The organism is Tardiphaga sp. 813_E8_N1_3 (genome assembly GCF_051811025.1).
Lineage (GTDB): Bacteria > Pseudomonadota > Alphaproteobacteria > Rhizobiales > Xanthobacteraceae > Tardiphaga.
This window is the reverse complement of record NZ_JBPWQE010000001.1, coordinates 473487-491657: the sequence shown is the minus strand read 5'-3', so window position 1 is coordinate 491657 and position 18171 is coordinate 473487. Positions and strand designations below refer to the sequence as shown.

The 18171-nt window shown below is 61.1% G+C and carries 15 protein-coding genes and 1 tRNA gene; 8 read left to right on the top strand and 8 right to left on the bottom strand.

What is annotated here, in order from left to right; all coding sequences use genetic code 11:
* Positions 1-5: 5 nt before the first annotated feature.
* Entirely contained in the window at positions 6-902 is an 897-nt protein-coding gene (locus tag AB8A33_RS02330; protein WP_439091269.1) for a hypothetical protein, read from the bottom strand.
* A gap of 185 nt (positions 903-1087) precedes the next feature.
* Here AB8A33_RS02330 and AB8A33_RS02325 point away from each other — a divergent pair, with 185 nt between their 5' ends.
* Positions 1088-1843: a ribbon-helix-helix protein, CopG family gene (locus AB8A33_RS02325; RefSeq protein ID WP_439091268.1), complete on the top strand. Its 756-nt coding sequence runs from the start codon at positions 1088-1090 to the stop codon at positions 1841-1843.
* 268 nt (positions 1844-2111) lie between these two features.
* Here AB8A33_RS02325 and AB8A33_RS02320 read toward each other — a convergent pair.
* Positions 2112-2186, bottom strand: a tRNA-Val gene (locus AB8A33_RS02320).
* Between the two features lie 128 nt (positions 2187-2314).
* A complete protein-coding gene (gene cpdR / locus AB8A33_RS02315; protein ID WP_015669438.1) occupies positions 2315-2674 on the bottom strand; it encodes a cell cycle two-component system response regulator CpdR in 360 nt (119 codons plus the stop codon).
* Between the two features lie 292 nt (positions 2675-2966).
* Here cpdR and AB8A33_RS02310 point away from each other — a divergent pair, with 292 nt between their 5' ends.
* The 3 genes from AB8A33_RS02310 (at position 2967) to hisN (ending at position 5647) form a co-directional block, all read left to right on the top strand.
* Positions 2967-3854: an N-formylglutamate amidohydrolase gene (locus AB8A33_RS02310; protein ID WP_439091267.1), complete on the top strand. Its 888-nt coding sequence runs from the start codon at positions 2967-2969 to the stop codon at positions 3852-3854.
* A gap of 235 nt (positions 3855-4089) precedes the next feature.
* Positions 4090-4245 carry a Flp family type IVb pilin gene (locus AB8A33_RS02305; protein WP_439095837.1) on the top strand — a complete coding sequence of 52 codons (156 nt, stop codon included), beginning with the start codon at positions 4090-4092 and terminating at the stop codon, positions 4243-4245.
* Between the two features lie 619 nt (positions 4246-4864).
* Positions 4865-5647 carry a histidinol-phosphatase gene (hisN, locus tag AB8A33_RS02300; RefSeq protein ID WP_439091266.1) on the top strand — a complete coding sequence of 261 codons (783 nt, stop codon included), beginning with the start codon at positions 4865-4867 and terminating at the stop codon, positions 5645-5647.
* A gap of 10 nt (positions 5648-5657) precedes the next feature.
* On the opposite strand, the gene AB8A33_RS02295 is transcribed toward hisN, so the two are convergent.
* The gene (locus tag AB8A33_RS02295; protein WP_439095836.1) at positions 5658-6551 is read right to left on the bottom strand and encodes a LysR substrate-binding domain-containing protein; all 894 of its coding nucleotides are present in this window, start codon (positions 6549-6551) and stop codon (positions 5658-5660) included.
* 90 nt (positions 6552-6641) lie between these two features.
* On the opposite strand from AB8A33_RS02295, the gene AB8A33_RS02290 reads away from it, so the two are divergent.
* Positions 6642-7394, top strand: a complete 753-nt coding sequence (locus tag AB8A33_RS02290) for a sulfite exporter TauE/SafE family protein (RefSeq protein WP_439091265.1) — start codon at positions 6642-6644, stop codon at positions 7392-7394.
* 68 nt (positions 7395-7462) lie between these two features.
* Here the strand turns inward: AB8A33_RS02290 and AB8A33_RS02285 are convergent, their stop codons facing one another.
* The gene (locus AB8A33_RS02285; protein ID WP_439091264.1) at positions 7463-8101 is read right to left on the bottom strand and encodes a LysE family translocator; all 639 of its coding nucleotides are present in this window, start codon (positions 8099-8101) and stop codon (positions 7463-7465) included.
* A 117-nt stretch (positions 8102-8218) separates the two neighbouring features.
* Complete coding sequence (locus tag AB8A33_RS02280) at positions 8219-9166, bottom strand: alpha/beta fold hydrolase (RefSeq protein WP_439091263.1); 948 nt, start codon at positions 9164-9166, stop codon at positions 8219-8221.
* A 198-nt stretch (positions 9167-9364) separates the two neighbouring features.
* On the opposite strand from AB8A33_RS02280, the gene AB8A33_RS02275 reads away from it, so the two are divergent.
* Positions 9365-9841, top strand: a complete 477-nt coding sequence (locus AB8A33_RS02275; protein ID WP_439091262.1) for an Hsp20 family protein — start codon at positions 9365-9367, stop codon at positions 9839-9841.
* Positions 9842-9921: 80 nt separating this feature from the next.
* Here the strand turns inward: AB8A33_RS02275 and AB8A33_RS02270 are convergent, their stop codons facing one another.
* Positions 9922-10773 carry a LysR family transcriptional regulator gene (locus AB8A33_RS02270; RefSeq protein WP_439091261.1) on the bottom strand — a complete coding sequence of 284 codons (852 nt, stop codon included), beginning with the start codon at positions 10771-10773 and terminating at the stop codon, positions 9922-9924.
* A 104-nt stretch (positions 10774-10877) separates the two neighbouring features.
* On the opposite strand from AB8A33_RS02270, the gene AB8A33_RS02265 reads away from it, so the two are divergent.
* Positions 10878-11873 carry a zinc-dependent alcohol dehydrogenase family protein gene (locus AB8A33_RS02265; RefSeq protein WP_439091260.1) on the top strand — a complete coding sequence of 332 codons (996 nt, stop codon included), beginning with the start codon at positions 10878-10880 and terminating at the stop codon, positions 11871-11873.
* A 68-nt stretch (positions 11874-11941) separates the two neighbouring features.
* Here the strand turns inward: AB8A33_RS02265 and AB8A33_RS02260 are convergent, their stop codons facing one another.
* Entirely contained in the window at positions 11942-12784 is an 843-nt protein-coding gene (locus AB8A33_RS02260; protein ID WP_439091259.1) for a hypothetical protein, read from the bottom strand.
* Positions 12785-13330: 546 nt separating this feature from the next.
* Here AB8A33_RS02260 and gltB point away from each other — a divergent pair.
* Complete coding sequence (gene gltB, locus AB8A33_RS02255) at positions 13331-18088, top strand: glutamate synthase large subunit (protein WP_439091258.1); 4758 nt, start codon at positions 13331-13333, stop codon at positions 18086-18088.
* Positions 18089-18171 lie beyond the last annotated feature (83 nt).

Genomic DNA, 18171 nt, shown 5'->3' with positions numbered 1-18171 from the left:
TGCTGTCATAACATTGACTCTTGCTTTGATCCCTTGGAGTGTCGGTGCACTCTGCTGATGTAGTAGGATTTGTTTTCGTAAGCCCCCGCGACTGTATTTAATTCCTGCTGTGCGACTAAGTCGACTACCAGGGTGTCACCTTGTCCGAATTCATATTCGTGATTGGCAAGTTTTAAGAAAAAGATGTCGTCGCGAATGTCTGCGGATATCTTGTGGCCCTGCCATAGAAATTGCCATTTGCGAGTCGACCGTGCCAGCACAGCAGTTATGACGACTACAGGAATGCGCTTGTAGGTTTCTTCTCTCGTTCGCGGTGCTTCAAGCGGTACGATGTCTGGTAGGTCTCGCAGCGTTGCGAAGTCTTTGCGCTCGATGGGCAGCACGGGCGAGTCTGGCTTGCTCGGTGAGCGAAAATCAATTGCGCTAATGGTTGGGTTAGATTCGACGACGCTGAAGAATGATCGTACCTGTCGTCTAACAGCGGGGTCGCCGTCTGCCTTTTTTGCTAGTTCTGCGCTTGATCGCGGAAGGACTACTTTTTCGCTCCCGTGCTCGACGACGTATGAGTCATCTTTGATGATAATATTGATCGAATCGGAGGTGACCTTGTTTACAAGGACGCCTAACAAGATTGGCATGAGGATCAAGCTTATCGGCGCGCGAATTAGAGAGCGGACGTCTTTTGAGACTACGCGAAAAATCGCTCGGATGCTTCCTTGATCCGATCGAATGAACTCAACTTCGATCTCGCGACCCGGATTAGCGACGTCATTGATTGCGCGGTAAAGAGCGTCAAAGGATATTAGGGCATTGCCAAAGGTTTGGGTGTCCAAGCCATCGCCGCCAATATCGAAATGAAGAAGTATCTCTTCGTCGGCTTCGTACTCAAAAATATCAACCATCTGAAATCCGGTTTGGCTCCCCACTGCCACGACTCGGCAACTATGTCACACCGTCAGATATATGGAACCGCCTGCCACAACTTACTTTTGCCAGAGGCTTTAGCGACGTCGACTAGGGCGGAAGTTGTTAACTATCGAAGTCGATCACCCTGTGCGACGTGATCGAATTTCGGTAAGACCGAAAAATGACCATTATCGGTAAGACAAAAATCAAGCGCGGGCGTCCTGCTACAGGGCGCGACCCGTCTGTGACTATTCGTCTGCCGTCGGCGTTGTTAACTTGGATCGATGCACAGGCAGAGCGGACCGATATCGGTCGATCTGAAATGATACGCCGCTTGATTGAAGAATCGCGGCTGGGAGTACCGCAAGACGTCAGTCGAATAAGGACCGCCTATCATGAGGCTGGTCATGCCGTAATGGCGCGAGCGCTCGGCCTGCTGATTACTATTGCTACAGTCGAGCCAGAGTCGAAGACGCTCGGCTATGTCGGCGTACACCTCGGCAGGATAAATCGTGGCGATCAGCTTGCGATCTGCAGCCACATCATGTGCTCCATGGCAGGCCGCGAGGCTGAGATGATGGTTTTGGGTTTTTTCCACGATGAAAAAAGCGACAGGGTTGATCGTCGGCACATTCGCCGCCTCCAACTGCTACTCGCTTTGCCGGGGTCCGACCCATGGAAATCATACCTTGAGGACGTCGAAACGGGTCTGGTTCTTGAAATGCTGCGAGACAAGACAATGTCCGCCGTGATGCTGGATCTGAAAGAGTCCATCAAGCGAGTGGCATCTGCGCTCTTGCGTTCTGAGAGCTTGGTCCAAAGTCAGATTGACGCAATCATCGCAGCGACCGGAGAAAGCGTCACCGACTGGAATCGACCCGGCGACCTTAGAAGGTGGAACGACGATTATAAGCATCGCCTGATGGCTCGTCCCTAGCCCAAGAGCGCAGAGCATTTTTTGCGTGGCACGGCTGCCGCGGCCCTCGCTTTTAAGGGGTGACGAATGTCTGGGCTGATAAGCCGGAGCGCCCGCCGCCGCCGCCAAGGCCGCGTTGCCCGCGCAAGCTTGGGACCACGGAGGGCTTAAGCGCCTGTGCGGTTTCCTACGACGTGCCCTGGCATTCCAGCAGCGCCGCGAAAGTATGGGTAAATGTGTGGGTAAATACTAACCGAACTTTAAAACATCAACAAAATCAGATAGTTGATGGTGGGCGCGACAGGGATCGAACCTGTGACCCCTTCCATGTCAAGGAAGTGCTCTCCCGCTGAGCTACGCGCCCTAAGAACCGGTCGTTACGGGTGTGGGGTCTATAACGGGTCAAACCCGGACAAGCAAGGATGCCGAACGGTCAATCCTTGCCTCATTTGCAGGAAATCCAAGAAAGAAATCCAGGAAAGCCGGCTGCCCTCAGGCCGCCAGCATCTTGTTCACTTCGCTGACCAATTCGCGCAGGTGGACCGGCTTGGACAGCACCTTGGCGTTTTTCGGCGCTTCCGAGTCGGAATTCAGCGCCACGGCGGCGAAACCGGTGATGAACATGATCTTGATGTCGGGGTCGAGTTCGCTGGCGCGGCGCGCCAGTTCGATCCCGTCCATCTCCGGCATCACGATGTCCGTTAGAAGCATTTCAAAGGGTTCCTCGCGGAGTCTCTGATAGGCTGACATCCCGTTATCGTGGTGCGACACCTGAAAACCGGCGTTTTCCAACGCCTTCACCAGGAAGCGGCGCATGTCGTTGTCGTCTTCTGCGAGAAGGATTTTGTGCATGGCGGTTGGACGTCGAACCCGAATGAGAGGACCTGTTCGCCCACTAAGCCCGAGGTCTGGTAAATTTCGGGTGAAGGTGATCAGCGCAGGCTGTGCATAAGCGTCCCAGGATGGTGCGCCAGAACGCCGTGAAACACAACAAATGAGCGCGTTTCTCGCGATCGCCGTGCCTGCGAAAGGTTTTTAACTTGGCAGACTTGTTTCGGTTATCGACAATGCCGCCTCACAAAGCGCCGGTTTTCTGCCAGACTGGGCAAACCGAAGAACGCGGCTGCAGGGACGATGCGCGACGATGACCCAGTTTGACGGTGAGCTGTCGCCTCCCTTCGAGATCGTCGAGCCGGCCAACTGGCGCGCTCCGATCATTTTCAATTCCCCGCATTCCGGTTCGGTCTATCCAGCGGAATTCCTCAGTGCGTCCCGCATCGACGTGACGGCGCTGCGCCGCTCGGAAGATTCGTTCATGGACGAATTGATCACGGGATTAAGCGATCGCGGCTTCCCGGTGGTCCGGGTGCACTTCCCGCGCTCTTATGTTGACGTCAACCGCGAGCCCTATGAACTCGATCCGCGGATGTTCAATGGCCGTCTGCCCAGTTTTGCCAATACGCGCTCGATGCGGGTCGCCGGCGGCCTCGGCACGATTCCCCGGGTGGTCGGCGACGGTCAGGAGATCTACCGCGAGCGACTGGACGTCGATGACGCCCTCACCCGCATCGAGGCACTGTACAAGCCGTACCACCGCGCCCTGCGCCGCCTGATCAACAAGGCGCACCAGACATTCGGCACGGTGATCCTGGTGGATTGCCACTCGATGCCCTCGATCGGAATTTCCCGCGAGGAACCGCGCCGCCCGGACGTGGTCGTCGGTGACCGCTATGGCACCAGCTGCGCCACTATCCTGGCCGAGGTGGTCGAAGGCACATTCGGCGGCCTCGGCTATTCCTTGGGCCGCAACAAGCCCTATGCCGGCGGCTTCATTACCGAGCATTACGGCAACCCGGCCAGCGGGCTGCACGCCATCCAGATCGAGCTGAACCGGGCGATCTATATGGACGAGCGCCGGCGCGAGCGGACCGCCCGCTTCGACCAGATCGCTGCCGATTTTACCGTTCTGGCAGACGCGCTGGCGAAGATCCCGCTGGATAGCCTCGGCCCGTTCCAGGCCGCCGCCGAGTAGGCCGGACCCAAAGGCACCGCCCCGGGTTCAACCGTCAACTCAACCGTATGTGGTATTTGGAACTGCGTCCGCGAGGGCATGGATGCTCGTTTCATGCGACAAATTGGCCTTTCCCGCGGAATTTTGAGATGGGGCAGGATTCTACCATCGCGATTCATACAACTTTAGGTTCTTCCCACCAGCGTGGTTCCGCGGATTGGAACCGCGCAACATGGCAGGAGAGAACGTGAAGAACATGATCAAGAAATTCTGGTCGGACGAATCGGGAGCAACTGCGATCGAATACGGGCTGATTGCTGCCGGCATCTCGCTGGCCATCATTGCCGTCGTCAACGGACTCGGCACCAACCTCAATGGCAAGTTCAGCGACATCAACGGGTCACTGAAGTAGCCTCTGCGACGTGGACACCGGCTTGAGGTTCTCAGCCGAATAGGTCTTGCTTGATGACTGACGTCGCAATGGGCCCGAGGCTGTCGGGGTGCCTGACGACGAACAGGCCAGGCGACACAAAGACAATCGCCGGCAGCCACGTCGGCACGCGTGATGCAAAACTCCTCCGACAAGAAAAAAGGGCCGCTTGCGATAGCAAGCGGCCCAAGTCTAGGGAGGAAACGCCCAAGGAGGGCAGCGATAGCGCAAGGCGCTACCGCACCGCAACAATATGCAGCCGCGGCGCACCAAGTGCAAGACTTTTCGGGCAAATTTCCATGCAAATTTCGCATGGTGACCGCACCGTTCAGGCATAGGCGTCATAATTTCTATAAGCAAAATCAATGCGATATAGAAACGACAGTAGCTTTGACCTATTTAAGAAATGATCAAAAATTCATTTCATTGGTCAATTTCTGATGTCGGACATCAGGAATCTTAGGGAAATCGCAACCCGATTCAGCACCGTAGTTTAAGGGAATCGCAGAGAGATTTCGATCACCGCAGATGCGAGTCGCTGCCCTGCGCTGTATAGGAAGCGACACGTCTTCATCCAGCAGCCGTAACAAAGGACCTCCCTGTGACGGTCATCGACTTCAACGCCTTCATTGGTCGTCTTGCGACCTCGTCGGGCGAGACCATCCTGCCGTTCTTTCGCACCTCGCTGAGCGTCGAGAACAAGAACAGCGCAGATTTCGACCCGGTCACGGAAGCCGACCGCGCCGCCGAAGCGGTGATGCGCCGACTGATCAAGGCCAACTTCCCCCAGCACGGCATTGTCGGCGAGGAATTCGGTACCGAACGCGAAGACGCCGAATATGTCTGGGTGCTCGACCCGATCGACGGTACCAAATCCTTCATCTCCGGCTTCCCGATCTGGGGCACGCTGATCGCGCTGCTGCACAAGGGCACACCGGTCTATGGCATGATGCACCAGCCCTATATCGGCGAGCGCTTCAGCGGCGACAGCGGCTCGGCGCGCTATCAGGGCGCCAACAACACCACCCGCAAGCTCGCCGTGCGCCGCTGCGCATCGTTGAAAGATGCCACGCTGTTCACCACCAGCCCGCGGCTAATGGACGATGCCGATCGCGCGAAATTTCAGGACGTCGAAAAAGGCGTGCGGCTGACGCGCTACGGCGGTGATTGCTATTCCTATTGCATGCTCGCCGCTGGCCATCTCGACCTTGTCATCGAGACCGAGCTGAAGCCCTACGATATCGCAGCCCTGATCCCGATCATCACCGGCGCTGGCGGCGTCGTGACGACATGGGAGGGCAAACCCGCGCAGAACGGTGGCCGCATCGTCGCCGCCGGCGATCCGCGCGTGCATGAGGCGGCGCTGAAGATCCTCAACGCCTGATCAGGCACTGCTACGTCCGCGCCGCAGCCCGTAGATGCTCGATCATCTGCTGCGCGGGCCGCGACAACGTTTTCAGGTTGCGAAAGCAGATCGCCAGCTTGCGGTTCGCCCAGGGATCGCGAATCCGGATCAGGGCCAGCGCCGTAGACCGCGCACAGCGCCGCGCTGCGACCTCCGGTACAATCGCGATGCCGACGCCGGCTGCCGCCATCTGACACATCGCATCGAAATCCCGCATCTGCGCCCGGTACCGAAGCCGTGCCCCGAGTTGCGCTGCATATTTGCCAATGTGGTTCTGCAGTGCCGTCGCATTGGTGAGGCCGATGAAATCGCGATCAATGATCTCATGGAAATCGATGTGACGCCGGCCGGCGAGATCGCAGCGCGGCGCCGTCACCAGCATTAGCCGGTCTTCGTTGAAGGTGAAGCGTTCGAGACTGTCCGGCAGCGTGTGCTCGGCGGCGAAGCCGAAATCGGCAATGCCGGCAGCGATTGCCTGTGCAATATCGGCGCTTTCGCGCTCCTCGACCTCGAGGCTGACATTGGGGTGCTCGCGCAGAAACGCCGCCAACGCCTTCGGCAGATGTTCGGAGAGCCCTACTGTATTGGCCAGCATCGATACGCTGGCCTTCATGCCATTGGCATAGGCCGCCATGTCACCGCGCATGGTCTCGACATTCTGCAGCACAATGCGCGCATGGCCGAGCAGACTTTCGCCGGCTGACGTCAGTGTGACGCCGCGCCGCCCGCGTTTCAGCAGCGGCACGCCGACTGTCGCTTCCAAGCCCTTGATCCGGGCACTCGCCGAGGCCAGCGCCAGATTGGCGGCATTCGCGCCGCCGGTGATGCTGCGCGCCTCGGCCACTGCCACGAACAGTCTGAGATCGACCAGATCGGCATGCATCGTCAGCCCTCCAGCCTTCGTCATATCCGAAGGTAATCTCCGTAACCTCCACATTGTGCCGACCAGCCTGATGGGTCAATCTGCCGCACTATGATCGATTCCATGCTCATTCTCATTGCCGCGGTGTTTGCGCTCGCGGGCTTCGTCAAAGGCGTCATCGGCCTCGGCCTGCCCACTGTCTCGATAGGCCTGCTCGCGGTGACCATGAGTCCGGTGCAGGCGCTGACCATTGTCATCGTGCCCGCCATCGTCACCAATATCTGGCAGACCTTCGCCGGCCCCTATCTGCGCGACATCATTCGCCGGCTGTGGCCGCTGCTGATCGGCACTGCGGTGGCCATCTGGCTCTGTGGCAGCCTGATGACCGGCCCCTACGCCAAATACGGTTCGATCGTGCTCGGCGTCCTGCTGGTGATCTATGCCGTGGTGACGCTGGTGAAATTCCAGTTCAAGACGGCGCCACAAAACGAGAAATGGGTCGGCGGCATCGCCGGCGTGCTGACCGGTGTGGTCTCCGCCGCCACCGGCGTGCAGGTCATTCCCTCCATGCCGTTCATGCAGTCGATCGGCATGGAGAAGAACGAGTTGGTGCAGGCGCTCGGTCTCTATTTCACCGTCGCCACGCTGGCCCAAGCGTTCAACCTCACCAGCGCCGGTCTTCTCAATGCCGCGACAGCGGTGCCCGGCATTGTCGCGATGATCACTGCTTTCGCCGGCATGTTCATTGGTCAGGCGGTGCGTGACCGCATGGAGCCCGAGCAGTTCCGCCGCTGGTTTCTGATCGCGATGTTGCTGCTCGGCATCTATCTCTCCGTCACCGCGACCCTAGCGGTGCTAAAGTAATCGTAGAGCCTTTTTGTTTTGACGCGTTTTCTTGACGCGAACCGGCATCCACTTCGCTTGAAAACGCTTTAACGTGTTTCGAGCATCGCCACGCGGATGCCGAGATAGATGAAGACGCCGCCGAGCGCGCGGTTGATCCAGACCATCGCCTGACCGGATTGCCGGACGCGGCTCGCAGCCTTGGCGGCGACAATGGCCGTACCGAGCCCCCAGATCGTGCCGGTGCTGATGAAGATCAGCCCGAGTACGATGAAGGCCAGCGCCTTGCTGGGCGCATCCACCTCGACGAATTGCGGCAGGAAGGCCAGGAAGAACAGCGCCACCTTCGGGTTCAGCGCGTTGGTGAAGGCGCCCTGCCAAAACACCTGCCGAAGCGACAGCAGTGGCTTCTCCGCGGCGTCGTTCGTCGCAGCCGTCGATGCCCCCGCGCGCAACATCTGGATCCCGGTGTAAAGCAGATAGGCCGCGCCGATCCATTTCACCGCGGTGAAAGCATAAGATGACGCCGCCAGCAGCGCCGACAATCCGACCGCCGCGGCGAACACATGGACCAGACATCCCGCACTGATCCCCAGCGCCGCCGCGACACCGCCGCGCCAGCCCATCTGCACGCTGCGCCCGACGATGTAAGCCGTGTCCGGCCCCGGTGTGATGTTGAGCAGGATTCCTGACAGGATGAAGAGCCAGAGGCCGTGAATACCAAGCATACCTTCTCCCGCAAAGCATCGTCAGTTAGTGGAACGTCATGCCCGGACGTGATCCGGGCATCCATCTTCGGATCGCAAGATGGATTGCCGGGTCAAGCCCGGCAATGACAGTGTGACTCACTTGAACAGCGGCGTGCCCGGCACGAATGCATCGAACGCCGCCCAGAACTGTTGGCGATAGCGGTCCTGCTCCTGCAGGATTTCGTGGCGCGAGCCGGCGATTACCAGATGCGAGCCGGCGCGCAGGTGATAGGCGAATTCCTCGATGGCCGGCGTCGACACCACCTGGTCGTTGCTGGCGGCCAGCATCAGGATCGGCTGACGGATCTTCACGGGATAACTGGCTTCGCGAAAGCCATGCATCCCGCGGATCGCGGTTTCGGCCCAGGCCACCGTCGGGGAGCCGATGCCGAGCGTTGCGTCCTCTTCGAGGATCGCCGCGTTGCGCGCATAGCGCACGGGATCGCTGGTCAGTTTGTTGTTGGGGAATGACGAGGTCCCGACCAGTTCGCCATTGCCGCCGGGAATGTAGTTGCCGCCCTGCCCGGTCCAGCGCATCACACGCAACAACAACCGCGCCGGCAGCGAGGTCGAACGGCCCGGCAGATCGATCATCGGCGCCGACAGCACCATGCGATCGAACCAGCGCTTGCCGGAATGCGCCACACGCAGCATCACCGCGCCGCCCATCGAATGCGCCAGCGCGAAATAGGGCGGCGGACAATCCGGCATCACTACCTGCTGCACGAAGGCTTCGACGTCGATCTCGAAATCCGAGAAGCTGCGGACATAGCCCTTGCGGCCATCGCGCAACTGCCGCGACGAATGCCCCTGCCCGCGCCAGTCGATCATCGCCACCGCAAAGCCGCGGTCGCGCAGGTCGCGCACGGTCTCGAAATACTTTTCGATATATTCGCCGCGCCCGGCGAAGACGCAGACCGTACCCTTGCGCCCGCCCGTCGGCGCCCAGCGCGCAAAACGCAGTTCGACCCCGTCCGGGGTCTTGATGGTGCCGGACACGGCGCCCTCGGGAACGGGATTGGCGGGAATCGAGACGAGCGTCATGGCGGGGGACCGGCTAGGCGAAAAACGCGGGATTTCAAGGGCTGGAGACAGGTCGGCGCGAATCTTTAGGCCCCCCTTGCGAGCCGCCAGACCCCTCCCATATCAGTTTCATGCAGGCCTCTCTAGGCTGCATGACACGAAAGCCCGGCCCTGTGGCGGGCGGGTTATTGCAACAGTCGCTCAATGGAGGACTATCCTATGCGTAGCTACGATCTCACCCCGTTTTATCGTTCCACCGTCGGCTTTGACCGCCTGTTCAATCTGCTCGATCAGAGCACAGGTGACGCAGCGCCGGGCTATCCGCCCTACAATATCGAGCGCACCGGCGAGAACGAATACCGTATCAGCGTTGCCGTTTCCGGCTTTGCGCAGAACGAGCTCTCCATCGTCGCGAAGGAAAACACGCTGACGATCAAGGGCGAGAAGGCTGCCAACGAGAATGGCAGCAAGGCCGAAGTGCTCTATCGCGGCATCGCCGCCCGTGCCTTTGAACGCGCCTTCCAGCTCGCCGACTTCGTGCAGGTGAAGAACGCCTCGCTCGAGAACGGCCTGCTTCATGTGGACCTCGTCCGCGAGATCCCCGAAGCCAAGAAACCGCGCAGCATTCCGATTTCCACCAACGCCGTGAGCGCGCCGCAGGTGGTCGACGGCTCGGCCGAGAAAGTCGCCGCGTAACCGCGACTTTGAACTGAAGTAGTAGATGTGACTGCGTCCGAAGCGCTCCGGGAAACCGGGGCGCTTCTTTTTTGTGGCGCCTAGTTCCCCAGTCGCTCTACCACCAGATCGAGCAGCGCGCGAAGACGAGCCAACTTCTTGAGGTCGCGGTGATAGCCGACCCAGGTATCGCGACTGGGCGGAGCCTCGCCGAGATCGATCCGGGTCACACCGATCAGAGCATCACCGAGCGGCCGTGGCAGCACGGCAACCCCGGCACCGGCAATGCACATCCGCGCCTGGACATCCCGATTGTTGCTGCGGAACACGACATGGGCATTCGGCAGCACTTTGCGCAGCCAGACCGCGTCAGGCATCCCGGCGAAATTCGTATCCATCGTGATCAGCGCGCTGCCGACCCCGTCACCCGATTTCGGCATCGGCAGATCCGATTTCAGATAGACGCCATAAGGGATCGTCATCAGCCGCCGTGCAACCACTTCCGGTTCATCGAATGGCCTGATGCGGAAGACCAGATCTGCCTCGCGCCGCGGCAGGCTGAAGCGCAACTGGCTGGTCAGGAGCTCGACAACAACACCGGGATGCATCTGCGCGAATTCGGCAAACACCGGCGCCAGCAAATGCGCGCCGAACCAGTCGGATGACGATACGCGAAGCAAGCCCTCGAGGGCTCCATCGCTGCCATCGAGCCGGCGTTGAAAGGCCAATGCCGCTTCCTCGATACGCTCGGCATGGGCCAGCACGGCCTCGCCTTCATCGGTCAGCACGAAGCCATCACCGGTCCGTTGAAACAGCGTCTGACCAACCGCCTGTTCAAGCGCGCGCAGGCGCCGGCCCATAGTGGGCTGGCTTTGGCCCAGCTTCTGTGCCGCGCCGGCGAGCGTACCCTCACGCGCAATCGCCAGAAAGACCCTGATGTCGCTCCATTCCATCACACGATCGCTCGTTCAATTCTGTTTGGAGGCCGTGCAGCCTTGTCGATTTCCTGCAAGCTCTAACACGCCCATCTGATGACCAGAAACGAAAGGGCACTCCGATGACATCACCAAACACAATGAAGGCTGCTATTCTGGAAAGAGCGGGTGCGCCGCTGCAGCTCACAGACATTCCCCGTCCTCGCCCGGCATCGGGACAGGTGCTCGTGCGAATCAAGGCGAGCGCGGTCAATCCGCTCGACCTCAAGATCGCCAAGGGCGAAGCGGCGCATGCGCGCCATCCGTTCCCGGCCGTACTCGGCATCGACACGGCCGGGATCGTCGAAGAGCTTGGCCTCGGCGTCACGCAGTTCAGCATTGGCGATGAAGTCTATGGCATGACCGGCGGCGTCGGCGGACATCAGGGCACGCTGGCAGAATTCATTGCCGCCGATGCCGACCTGTTGGCACGAAAGCCGGGCAATCTGTCGATGCGCGAAGCCGCGGCATTGCCGTTGGTCTTCATCACAGCATGGGAAGGCCTGGTGGATCGCGCAACTATTCGCACCGGGCAAAAGCTGCTTGTCCATGGCGGCGCCGGTGGTGTCGGCCATATGGCCATCCAGATCGGACGGGCGTTGGGCGCAGATGCATTTGCGACCGGGGCAGCCAAGGACGAAGCCTATATCGAAAGTCTTGGCGCACGCTTCATCGACTACAGCAGCACATCGGTTGCCGACTATGTCGCAGCCCATACGGCTGACCGTGGCTTCGACGTTATCTATGACACCGTGGGCGGCCCTGTGCTGGATGCCTCGTTCAACTCTGTCGCGCGTTTCGGGCATGTGGTCAGCGCACTTGGCTGGGGCACCCATACGCTGGCGCCGCTGTCGTTTCGTGCCGCGTCATATTCCGGCGTCTTCACGCTGCTGCCGTTGTTGACCGGTGAAGGTCGCGCTCATCACGGCGAGATACTGCGTATGGCAACGAAGCTGACGGAGGCTAGCAAGCTCGTACCGAAACTCGATAGCCGGCACTTCACATTCGCCGACGTCAACGAAGCGCATGACGCTCTGCGGGCACAAGCCGCGACCGGCAAGATCGTTATCGAGATGTAAAACAGCGCCCCCGTTCCCGAGGTGCGAAATCACGTAGCTCGGGAAGGGTTCGGTCAACTATCGTGCAACTATTCCAGCCCCTGCGCAGGCGGCGTTTCCGCAGCAGGCGGTGTCGCAGGCTTTGCTTCTGTTGCCGGCGGAGCGACCGTTGGCGCGACAGCGTCCTTCTTCTCGGGCGCTGCCGATGTTGTCGGAGCAGCCCCGGTCGTTTCCGGCGCCTTCGTCTCGGCCGGTTTCTGCTCAGTCACGGCCGATTGCTGCACGGGCGCAGCGGCCGGCGGCGTTTCAGGTGGTTTGACTGCGACCGGCTTGGTCTCGGCCGGAGTGACAGGCTTGGCCGGTGCCGCAACCGCACGCACCGGCGGCCGCTTCGGCAGCGGCACTGTCGTTGCACGGCTTGCGACTTTCGGTGCGGGCGTTGCCGTCCCGGCTGTAAACGGCGGACGGCGATATTGCGGCAGGGTCGGCACTGCGCCTTGCGGGCCATAGCGCGTGTCGATTTCCTCGCTCATCCGGTCGCCCATGCGGTAGGCCGGAATGAAGCGCAGGATACGCCCGCTGCGCGCATCGATCACCAACCGACCGTCCTCGCCGTCGAGATCGATCGCCGCGACCGTGTAGATGAGGCCGCGCTGCTGCGGCATGCCGAGGGCGGAGAAGCCGGCCTCGCGCAGAATCGAATAGACCTCCCGCAGCGGCAGCACGGCCAGATCATAACCGCGGCGCAACACGCCATAGGGGCGCGGCTCAGCATATTCCACGGGCGGCATGGCCGCATAGGAACCGCCGACATCGGATACCTGCGCCACAACGGCAACGTCGCCGCGCATCGGCGGCAGCGCCTGCGCCTGTGCAGCGCCACTCGCCAGCAACAGACCGGCCGAGGCCAGACATCCCATAACTACCTTCATTGCATGCTCCTTCGACGCCCCCGCGCCCGGAGAGTGTTCAGCTCCCTGAACCTCGCGCTTCGCTCGCCTGCCAGCACCGCTGCCACAGGCGTTAACGAGCGCGGCACAACCTCACCGCTGAATCCGGCAGCCCTTGGGCCAGCCTTGGGCCGGAACGCGGCACCTCCGGGCTGAATGTGTCTTCGAGACATGGACAATTTGGCATGCGTTGTTGCTATGCGACGACGGACTCAAGCGCGCTTGTGTGCTAGATAAAAATTTGGCAAAGTCCTGGTTAGGACAGCATCACTGTCGCAATTTTTGGTGGCAAATCCGGCACAGGGTTTGCAACATAAGCAGGCGTCGCGACTAAAAAACACGCCTGCTGAGACGAAATGCCTTTAAGGCAAGACATGGGGTGGCCGCCGGGGACGATGGGCACCACCAGTCTGAATTCTGAAAACGAGGCTCGCAAGGCGCGCGAGCGGTAGCCCGAACGGGTTCCGCGAGCGTCAAAGGTGCGCCGACAAGGGTGGCAGAACCCCGACGGGGGTTGAGAGGACGAAGATGAGCGGATCAGAGCACGAGCGCCAATTGATCGAAACCGGCACGCATTCGGCGGCCCCGGCTATCAAATCGGCTCACGTGAAAGACGCCGCCATCAAACCGGAACTCCATACCTACCGTCCGCCGGCGCTGGGCCTCTATGACCCGTCGCAGGAAAAGGACGCCTGCGGCGTCGGCTTCATCGCCAACATCAAGGGCCGCAAGTCGCACCAGATCGTGTCTGATGCGATCAGCATCCTCTGCAACCTCGAACACCGCGGCGCCACCGGCGCAGATCCGCGCTTTGGCGACGGCGCTGGTATTCTGGTGCAGATCCCGCACAAGTTCTTCGTCCGCAAGACGGCGGAACTCGGCTTCAGCCTTCCGGAGCCTGGCAAATACGCCATCGGCGCGCTGTTCATGCCGCGCGATACCGCGTGGCGGAAAGTCATTCAGGGCATCATCGGCGACCAGATCAAGGCCGAAGGCCTGAAGCTGCTCGGCTGGCGCGACGTGCCGACCGACAACGCCTCGCTCGGCGAAAGCGTGAAGCCGACCGAACCTGCCAACATGCAGGTCTTCATCGGCATCGGCAAAGCCAAGATCGCCGACGAGGACGAGTTCGAACGCCGTCTCTACATTCTCCGCAAGTCGATCTCGCAGGCGATCTATCAGCGCCGCGAGCGCGGCCTCGCGGGCTACTATCCGTGCTCGATGTCGTGCCGCACCATCATCTACAAGGGCATGTTCCTCGCCGATCAGCTCGGCAGCTACTATGCCGATCTGCACGAAGAAGATTTCGAGTCGGCCCTCGCCCTCGTGCATCAGCGCTTCTCGACCAACACGTTTCCAACGTGGTCGCTGGCGCATCCCTACCGCATGGTCGCGCATAACGGCGAAATCAACACGCTGCGCGGCAACGTCAACTGGATGGCAGCGCGTCAGGCGTCCATCGAGTCCGAACTTTATGGCAAGGACATCAGCCGTCTGTGGCCGATCTCCTATGAAGGCCAGTCGGACACCGCCTGCTTCGACAACGCGCTCGAATTCCTGGTGCAGGGTGGCTACTCGCTGCCCCACGCCGTGATGATGATGATTCCGGAAGCCTGGGCCGGCAATCCCTTGATGGATGAGCAGCGCCGCGCCTTCTACGAATATCACGCCGCGATGATGGAGCCGTGGGACGGTCCTGCTGCGCTCGCTTTCACCGACGGTCGCCAGATCGGCGCGACGCTGGACCGTAACGGTCTGCGCCCCGCACGTTATCTCGTCACCAAGGACGACCGCATCGTGATGGCGTCCGAAATGGGCGTGCTGGCGATTCCGGAAGAAGACATCATCACCAAGTGGCGCCTGCAGCCCGGCAAGATGCTGCTGGTCGACCTTGTCCAGGGCCGTCTGATCCCTGACGACGAGATCAAGGCGACGCTGGCCGCAAGCCATCCCTATAGCGAGTGGCTCGAACACACCCAGATCGTTCTGGAAGAACTCCCGGACGCGGCGGCCAAGGGCCAGCGCTCCAACCTGCCGCTGCTCGATCGCCAGCAGGCCTTCGGCTACACCCAGGAAGACGTCACCATCCTGCTGACGCCGATGGCGTCGCAGGGCGAGGAAGCGTCGGGCTCCATGGGCACCGACACGCCGATCTCGGCGCTGTCGAGCAAGCCGAAGCCGCTGTTCACCTACTTCAAGCAGAACTTCGCGCAGGTCACCAACCCGCCGATCGATCCGATCCGCGAAGAGCTCGTCATGAGCCTCGTCTCGATCATCGGACCGCGGCCGAACCTGTTCGACCTGCAGGGCGTCGCCACCACCAAGCGACTCGAAGTGCGTCAGCCGATCCTGACCGACCAGGATCTCGAAAAGATCCGCTCGATCACGGATGTCGCCGAGTCGCACTTCGTGTCGCGCACCCTCGACACCACCTTCCATGCCGGTTTCGGCGCGGCAGGTATGGAACAGGTGCTGGATGAGCTCTGCGCCCGCGCCGAAGCCGCCGTGCGTGAAGGCGTCAACATCATCATCCTGTCCGACCGCATGGCCGGCTCGGATCGCATTCCGATCCCGTCGCTGCTGGCCTGCGCCTCGGTGCATCACCATCTGATCCGCACCGGCCTGCGCACCTCGGTGGGCCTGGTCGTCGAATCCGGCGAACCGCGCGAAGTACATCACTTCGCCTGCCTCGCCGGTTATGGCGCGGAAGCGATCAACCCGTATCTGGCCTTCGAATCCATCATCGCCATGAAGGACCGGCTGCCGGTGCAGCTCGACGACTACGAAATCGTCAAGCGCTTCATCAAGTCGATCGGCAAGGGCCTGCTCAAGGTCATGTCGAAGATGGGCATCTCGACCTACCAGTCCTATTGCGGCGCGCAGATATTCGATGCCGTCGGCCTGCGTCAGGAATTCGTGACGAAGTACTTCACCGGCACCCACACCAAGATCGAAGGCGTCGGCCTCGCCGAAATCGCCGAGGAGACCGTGCGTCGCCACAACGAGGCGTTCGGCGAGATCGAGATCTACAAGACCGCCCTCGATGTCGGCGGCGAATACGCCTATCGCAGCCGCGGCGAAGATCATGCGTGGAACGCCGAGTCGGTATCGCTGCTGCAGCATGCCGTGCGCGGCAACTCGCAGGAGCGTTATCGAGCCTTCGCCAAGATCCTCAACGAACAGTCCGAGCGTCTGCTGACGCTGCGCGGCCTGTTCAAGATCAAGACGGCCGAGGACGAGAAGCGTAAGCCTGTGCCGCTCGACGAAGTCGAATCCGCCGCGGACATCGTCAAGCGCTTTGCGACCGGCGCCATGTCCTACGGCTCGATCTCGCGCGAGGCGCATACGACGCTCGCCATTGCCATGAACCGGATCGGCGGCAAGTCGAACACCGGCGAAGGCGGCGAGGAGTCGGATCGCTACAAGCCGATGCCGAATGGCGACTCGATGCGTTCGGCGATCAAGCAGGTCGCGTCGGGACGTTTCGGCGTCACCACGGAATATCTCGTCAATTCCGACATGATGCAGATCAAGATGGCGCAGGGTGCGAAGCCCGGCGAAGGCGGTCAGTTGCCCGGCCACAAGGTCGACGCGACGATTGCTGCAGTCCGCCACTCGACGCCAGGTGTGGGCCTGATCTCGCCGCCGCCGCATCACGACATCTATTCGATCGAAGACATCGCGCAGCTGATCTACGACCTCAAGAACGTCAATCCGACGGGCCAGGTCTCGGTCAAGCTGGTGTCGGAAATCGGCGTCGGCACGGTCGCCGCGGGTGTTGCCAAGGCGCGCGCGGACCACGTGACCATCGCCGGCTTCGAAGGCGGCACCGGCGCGTCGCCGCTGACCTCGATCAAGCATGCGGGTTCGCCATGGGAAATCGGCCTTGCCGAAACCCACCAGACCCTGGTGCGTGAACGGCTGCGTAGCCGCATCATCGTCCAGGTCGACGGCGGCTTCCGCACCGGCCGTGACGTCGTCATCGGCGCGCTCCTCGGCGCCGATGAATTCGGCTTCGCCACCGCGCCTTTGATTGCTGCCGGCTGCATCATGATGCGCAAGTGCCATCTCAACACCTGCCCGGTTGGCGTCGCCACCCAGGATCCGGTGCTGCGCAAGCGCTTCACCGGCCAGCCCGAGCACGTCATCAACTACTTCTTCTTCGTCGCCGAGGAAGTCCGCGAGATCATGGCCCAGCTCGGCTATCGCAACTTCGACGAGATGGTCGGCCAGGTGCAGATGCTCGACCAGTCGGCGCTCGTGTCGCACTGGAAGGCCAAGGGTCTCGACTTCTCCAAGCTGTTCGTGCGCCAGCCCGAACTGCCCGGCCAGAAGATCTATCACACCGAGGATCAGGACCATCACCTCGAAGCCGTGCTCGATCGCGAATTGATCAAGCAGGCGCAGCCCGCGCTCGACCGCGGCGCGCCGGTGAAGATCGACACCAAGATCAACAGCACCAACCGTTCAGCCGGCGCCATGCTGGCGGGCTCGGTAGCCAAGATCTACGGCCATGCCGGCCTGCCCGACGACACCATCAAGGTGTCGCTGAAGGGCACCGCCGGTCAGGCCTTCGGCGCCTGGCTGTGCAAGGGCATCACCTTCGATCTCGAAGGCGAAGGCAACGACTATGTCGGCAAGGGCCTCTCGGGCGGCAAGATCATCGTGCGCCCGCCGGCTCACTCCGCCATCGTTCCGGAAGAGTCGATCATCGTCGGCAACACCGTGATGTACGGCGCCATTGAAGGCGAATGCTACTTCCGCGGCGTCGCCGGCGAGCGTTTCGCCGTGCGTAACTCGGGTGCTGTGGCCGTCGTCGAAGGCGCCGGCGATCACTGCTGCGAATACATGACCGGCGGCATCGTCGTGGTGCTCGGCAAGACCGGCCGTAACTTCGCGGCCGGCATGTCCGGCGGCGTGGCTTACGTGCTGGACGAAACCGGCGACTTCCCGAAGCTGTGCAACATGGCGATGGTCGAACTCGAACCGGTCCTCTCGGAAGAGATGATCGCCGAGAACACCTATCACCACTCCGGCGATCTCGAAGCCCATGGCAAGGTTGACGTGTTCGCCAACCTGCTCGACTCCGATATCGAGCGCCTGCATGTGCTGATCACGCGTCACGCGAAATATGCCGGCTCGGCCAAGGCTGCGATGATCCTCGCGGACTGGAAAACCTGGCTACCGAAATTCCGCAAGGTGATGCCGGTCGAGTACCGTCGTGCGCTGCGCGAGTTGAAAGCGAAAAGCGCCGAGGCCGAACCGCAGATCGCGATCGGCGCGTAAGACACGGACTGAACCGCCGCCCTCATCAGGCGGCGGGACTGAGATCGAAACAAGCAAATCATCCTTCGAGGCGCGCCAATGCG

Excerpts from the sequence above, each read along its gene's own strand:
- AB8A33_RS02330 (WP_439091269.1), bottom strand. The coding sequence starts at position 902 with ATGGTTGATATTTTTGAGTACGAAGCCGACGAAGAGATACTTCTTCAT.
- AB8A33_RS02325 (WP_439091268.1), top strand. The coding sequence starts at position 1,088 with ATGACCATTATCGGTAAGACAAAAATCAAGCGCGGGCGTCCTGCTACA.
- cpdR (WP_015669438.1), bottom strand. The coding sequence starts at position 2,674 with ATGCACAAAATCCTTCTCGCAGAAGACGACAACGACATGCGCCGCTTC.
- AB8A33_RS02310 (WP_439091267.1), top strand. The coding sequence starts at position 2,967 with ATGACCCAGTTTGACGGTGAGCTGTCGCCTCCCTTCGAGATCGTCGAG.
- AB8A33_RS02305 (WP_439095837.1), top strand. The coding sequence starts at position 4,090 with ATGATCAAGAAATTCTGGTCGGACGAATCGGGAGCAACTGCGATCGAA.
- AB8A33_RS02295 (WP_439095836.1), bottom strand. The coding sequence starts at position 6,551 with ATGCATGCCGATCTGGTCGATCTCAGACTGTTCGTGGCAGTGGCCGAG.
- AB8A33_RS02290 (WP_439091265.1), top strand. The coding sequence starts at position 6,642 with ATGATCGATTCCATGCTCATTCTCATTGCCGCGGTGTTTGCGCTCGCG.
- AB8A33_RS02285 (WP_439091264.1), bottom strand. The coding sequence starts at position 8,101 with ATGCTTGGTATTCACGGCCTCTGGCTCTTCATCCTGTCAGGAATCCTG.
- AB8A33_RS02280 (WP_439091263.1), bottom strand. The coding sequence starts at position 9,166 with ATGACGCTCGTCTCGATTCCCGCCAATCCCGTTCCCGAGGGCGCCGTG.
- AB8A33_RS02275 (WP_439091262.1), top strand. The coding sequence starts at position 9,365 with ATGCGTAGCTACGATCTCACCCCGTTTTATCGTTCCACCGTCGGCTTT.
- AB8A33_RS02270 (WP_439091261.1), bottom strand. The coding sequence starts at position 10,773 with ATGGAATGGAGCGACATCAGGGTCTTTCTGGCGATTGCGCGTGAGGGT.
- AB8A33_RS02265 (WP_439091260.1), top strand. The coding sequence starts at position 10,878 with ATGACATCACCAAACACAATGAAGGCTGCTATTCTGGAAAGAGCGGGT.
- AB8A33_RS02260 (WP_439091259.1), bottom strand. The coding sequence starts at position 12,784 with ATGAAGGTAGTTATGGGATGTCTGGCCTCGGCCGGTCTGTTGCTGGCG.
- gltB (WP_439091258.1), top strand. The coding sequence starts at position 13,331 with ATGAGCGGATCAGAGCACGAGCGCCAATTGATCGAAACCGGCACGCAT.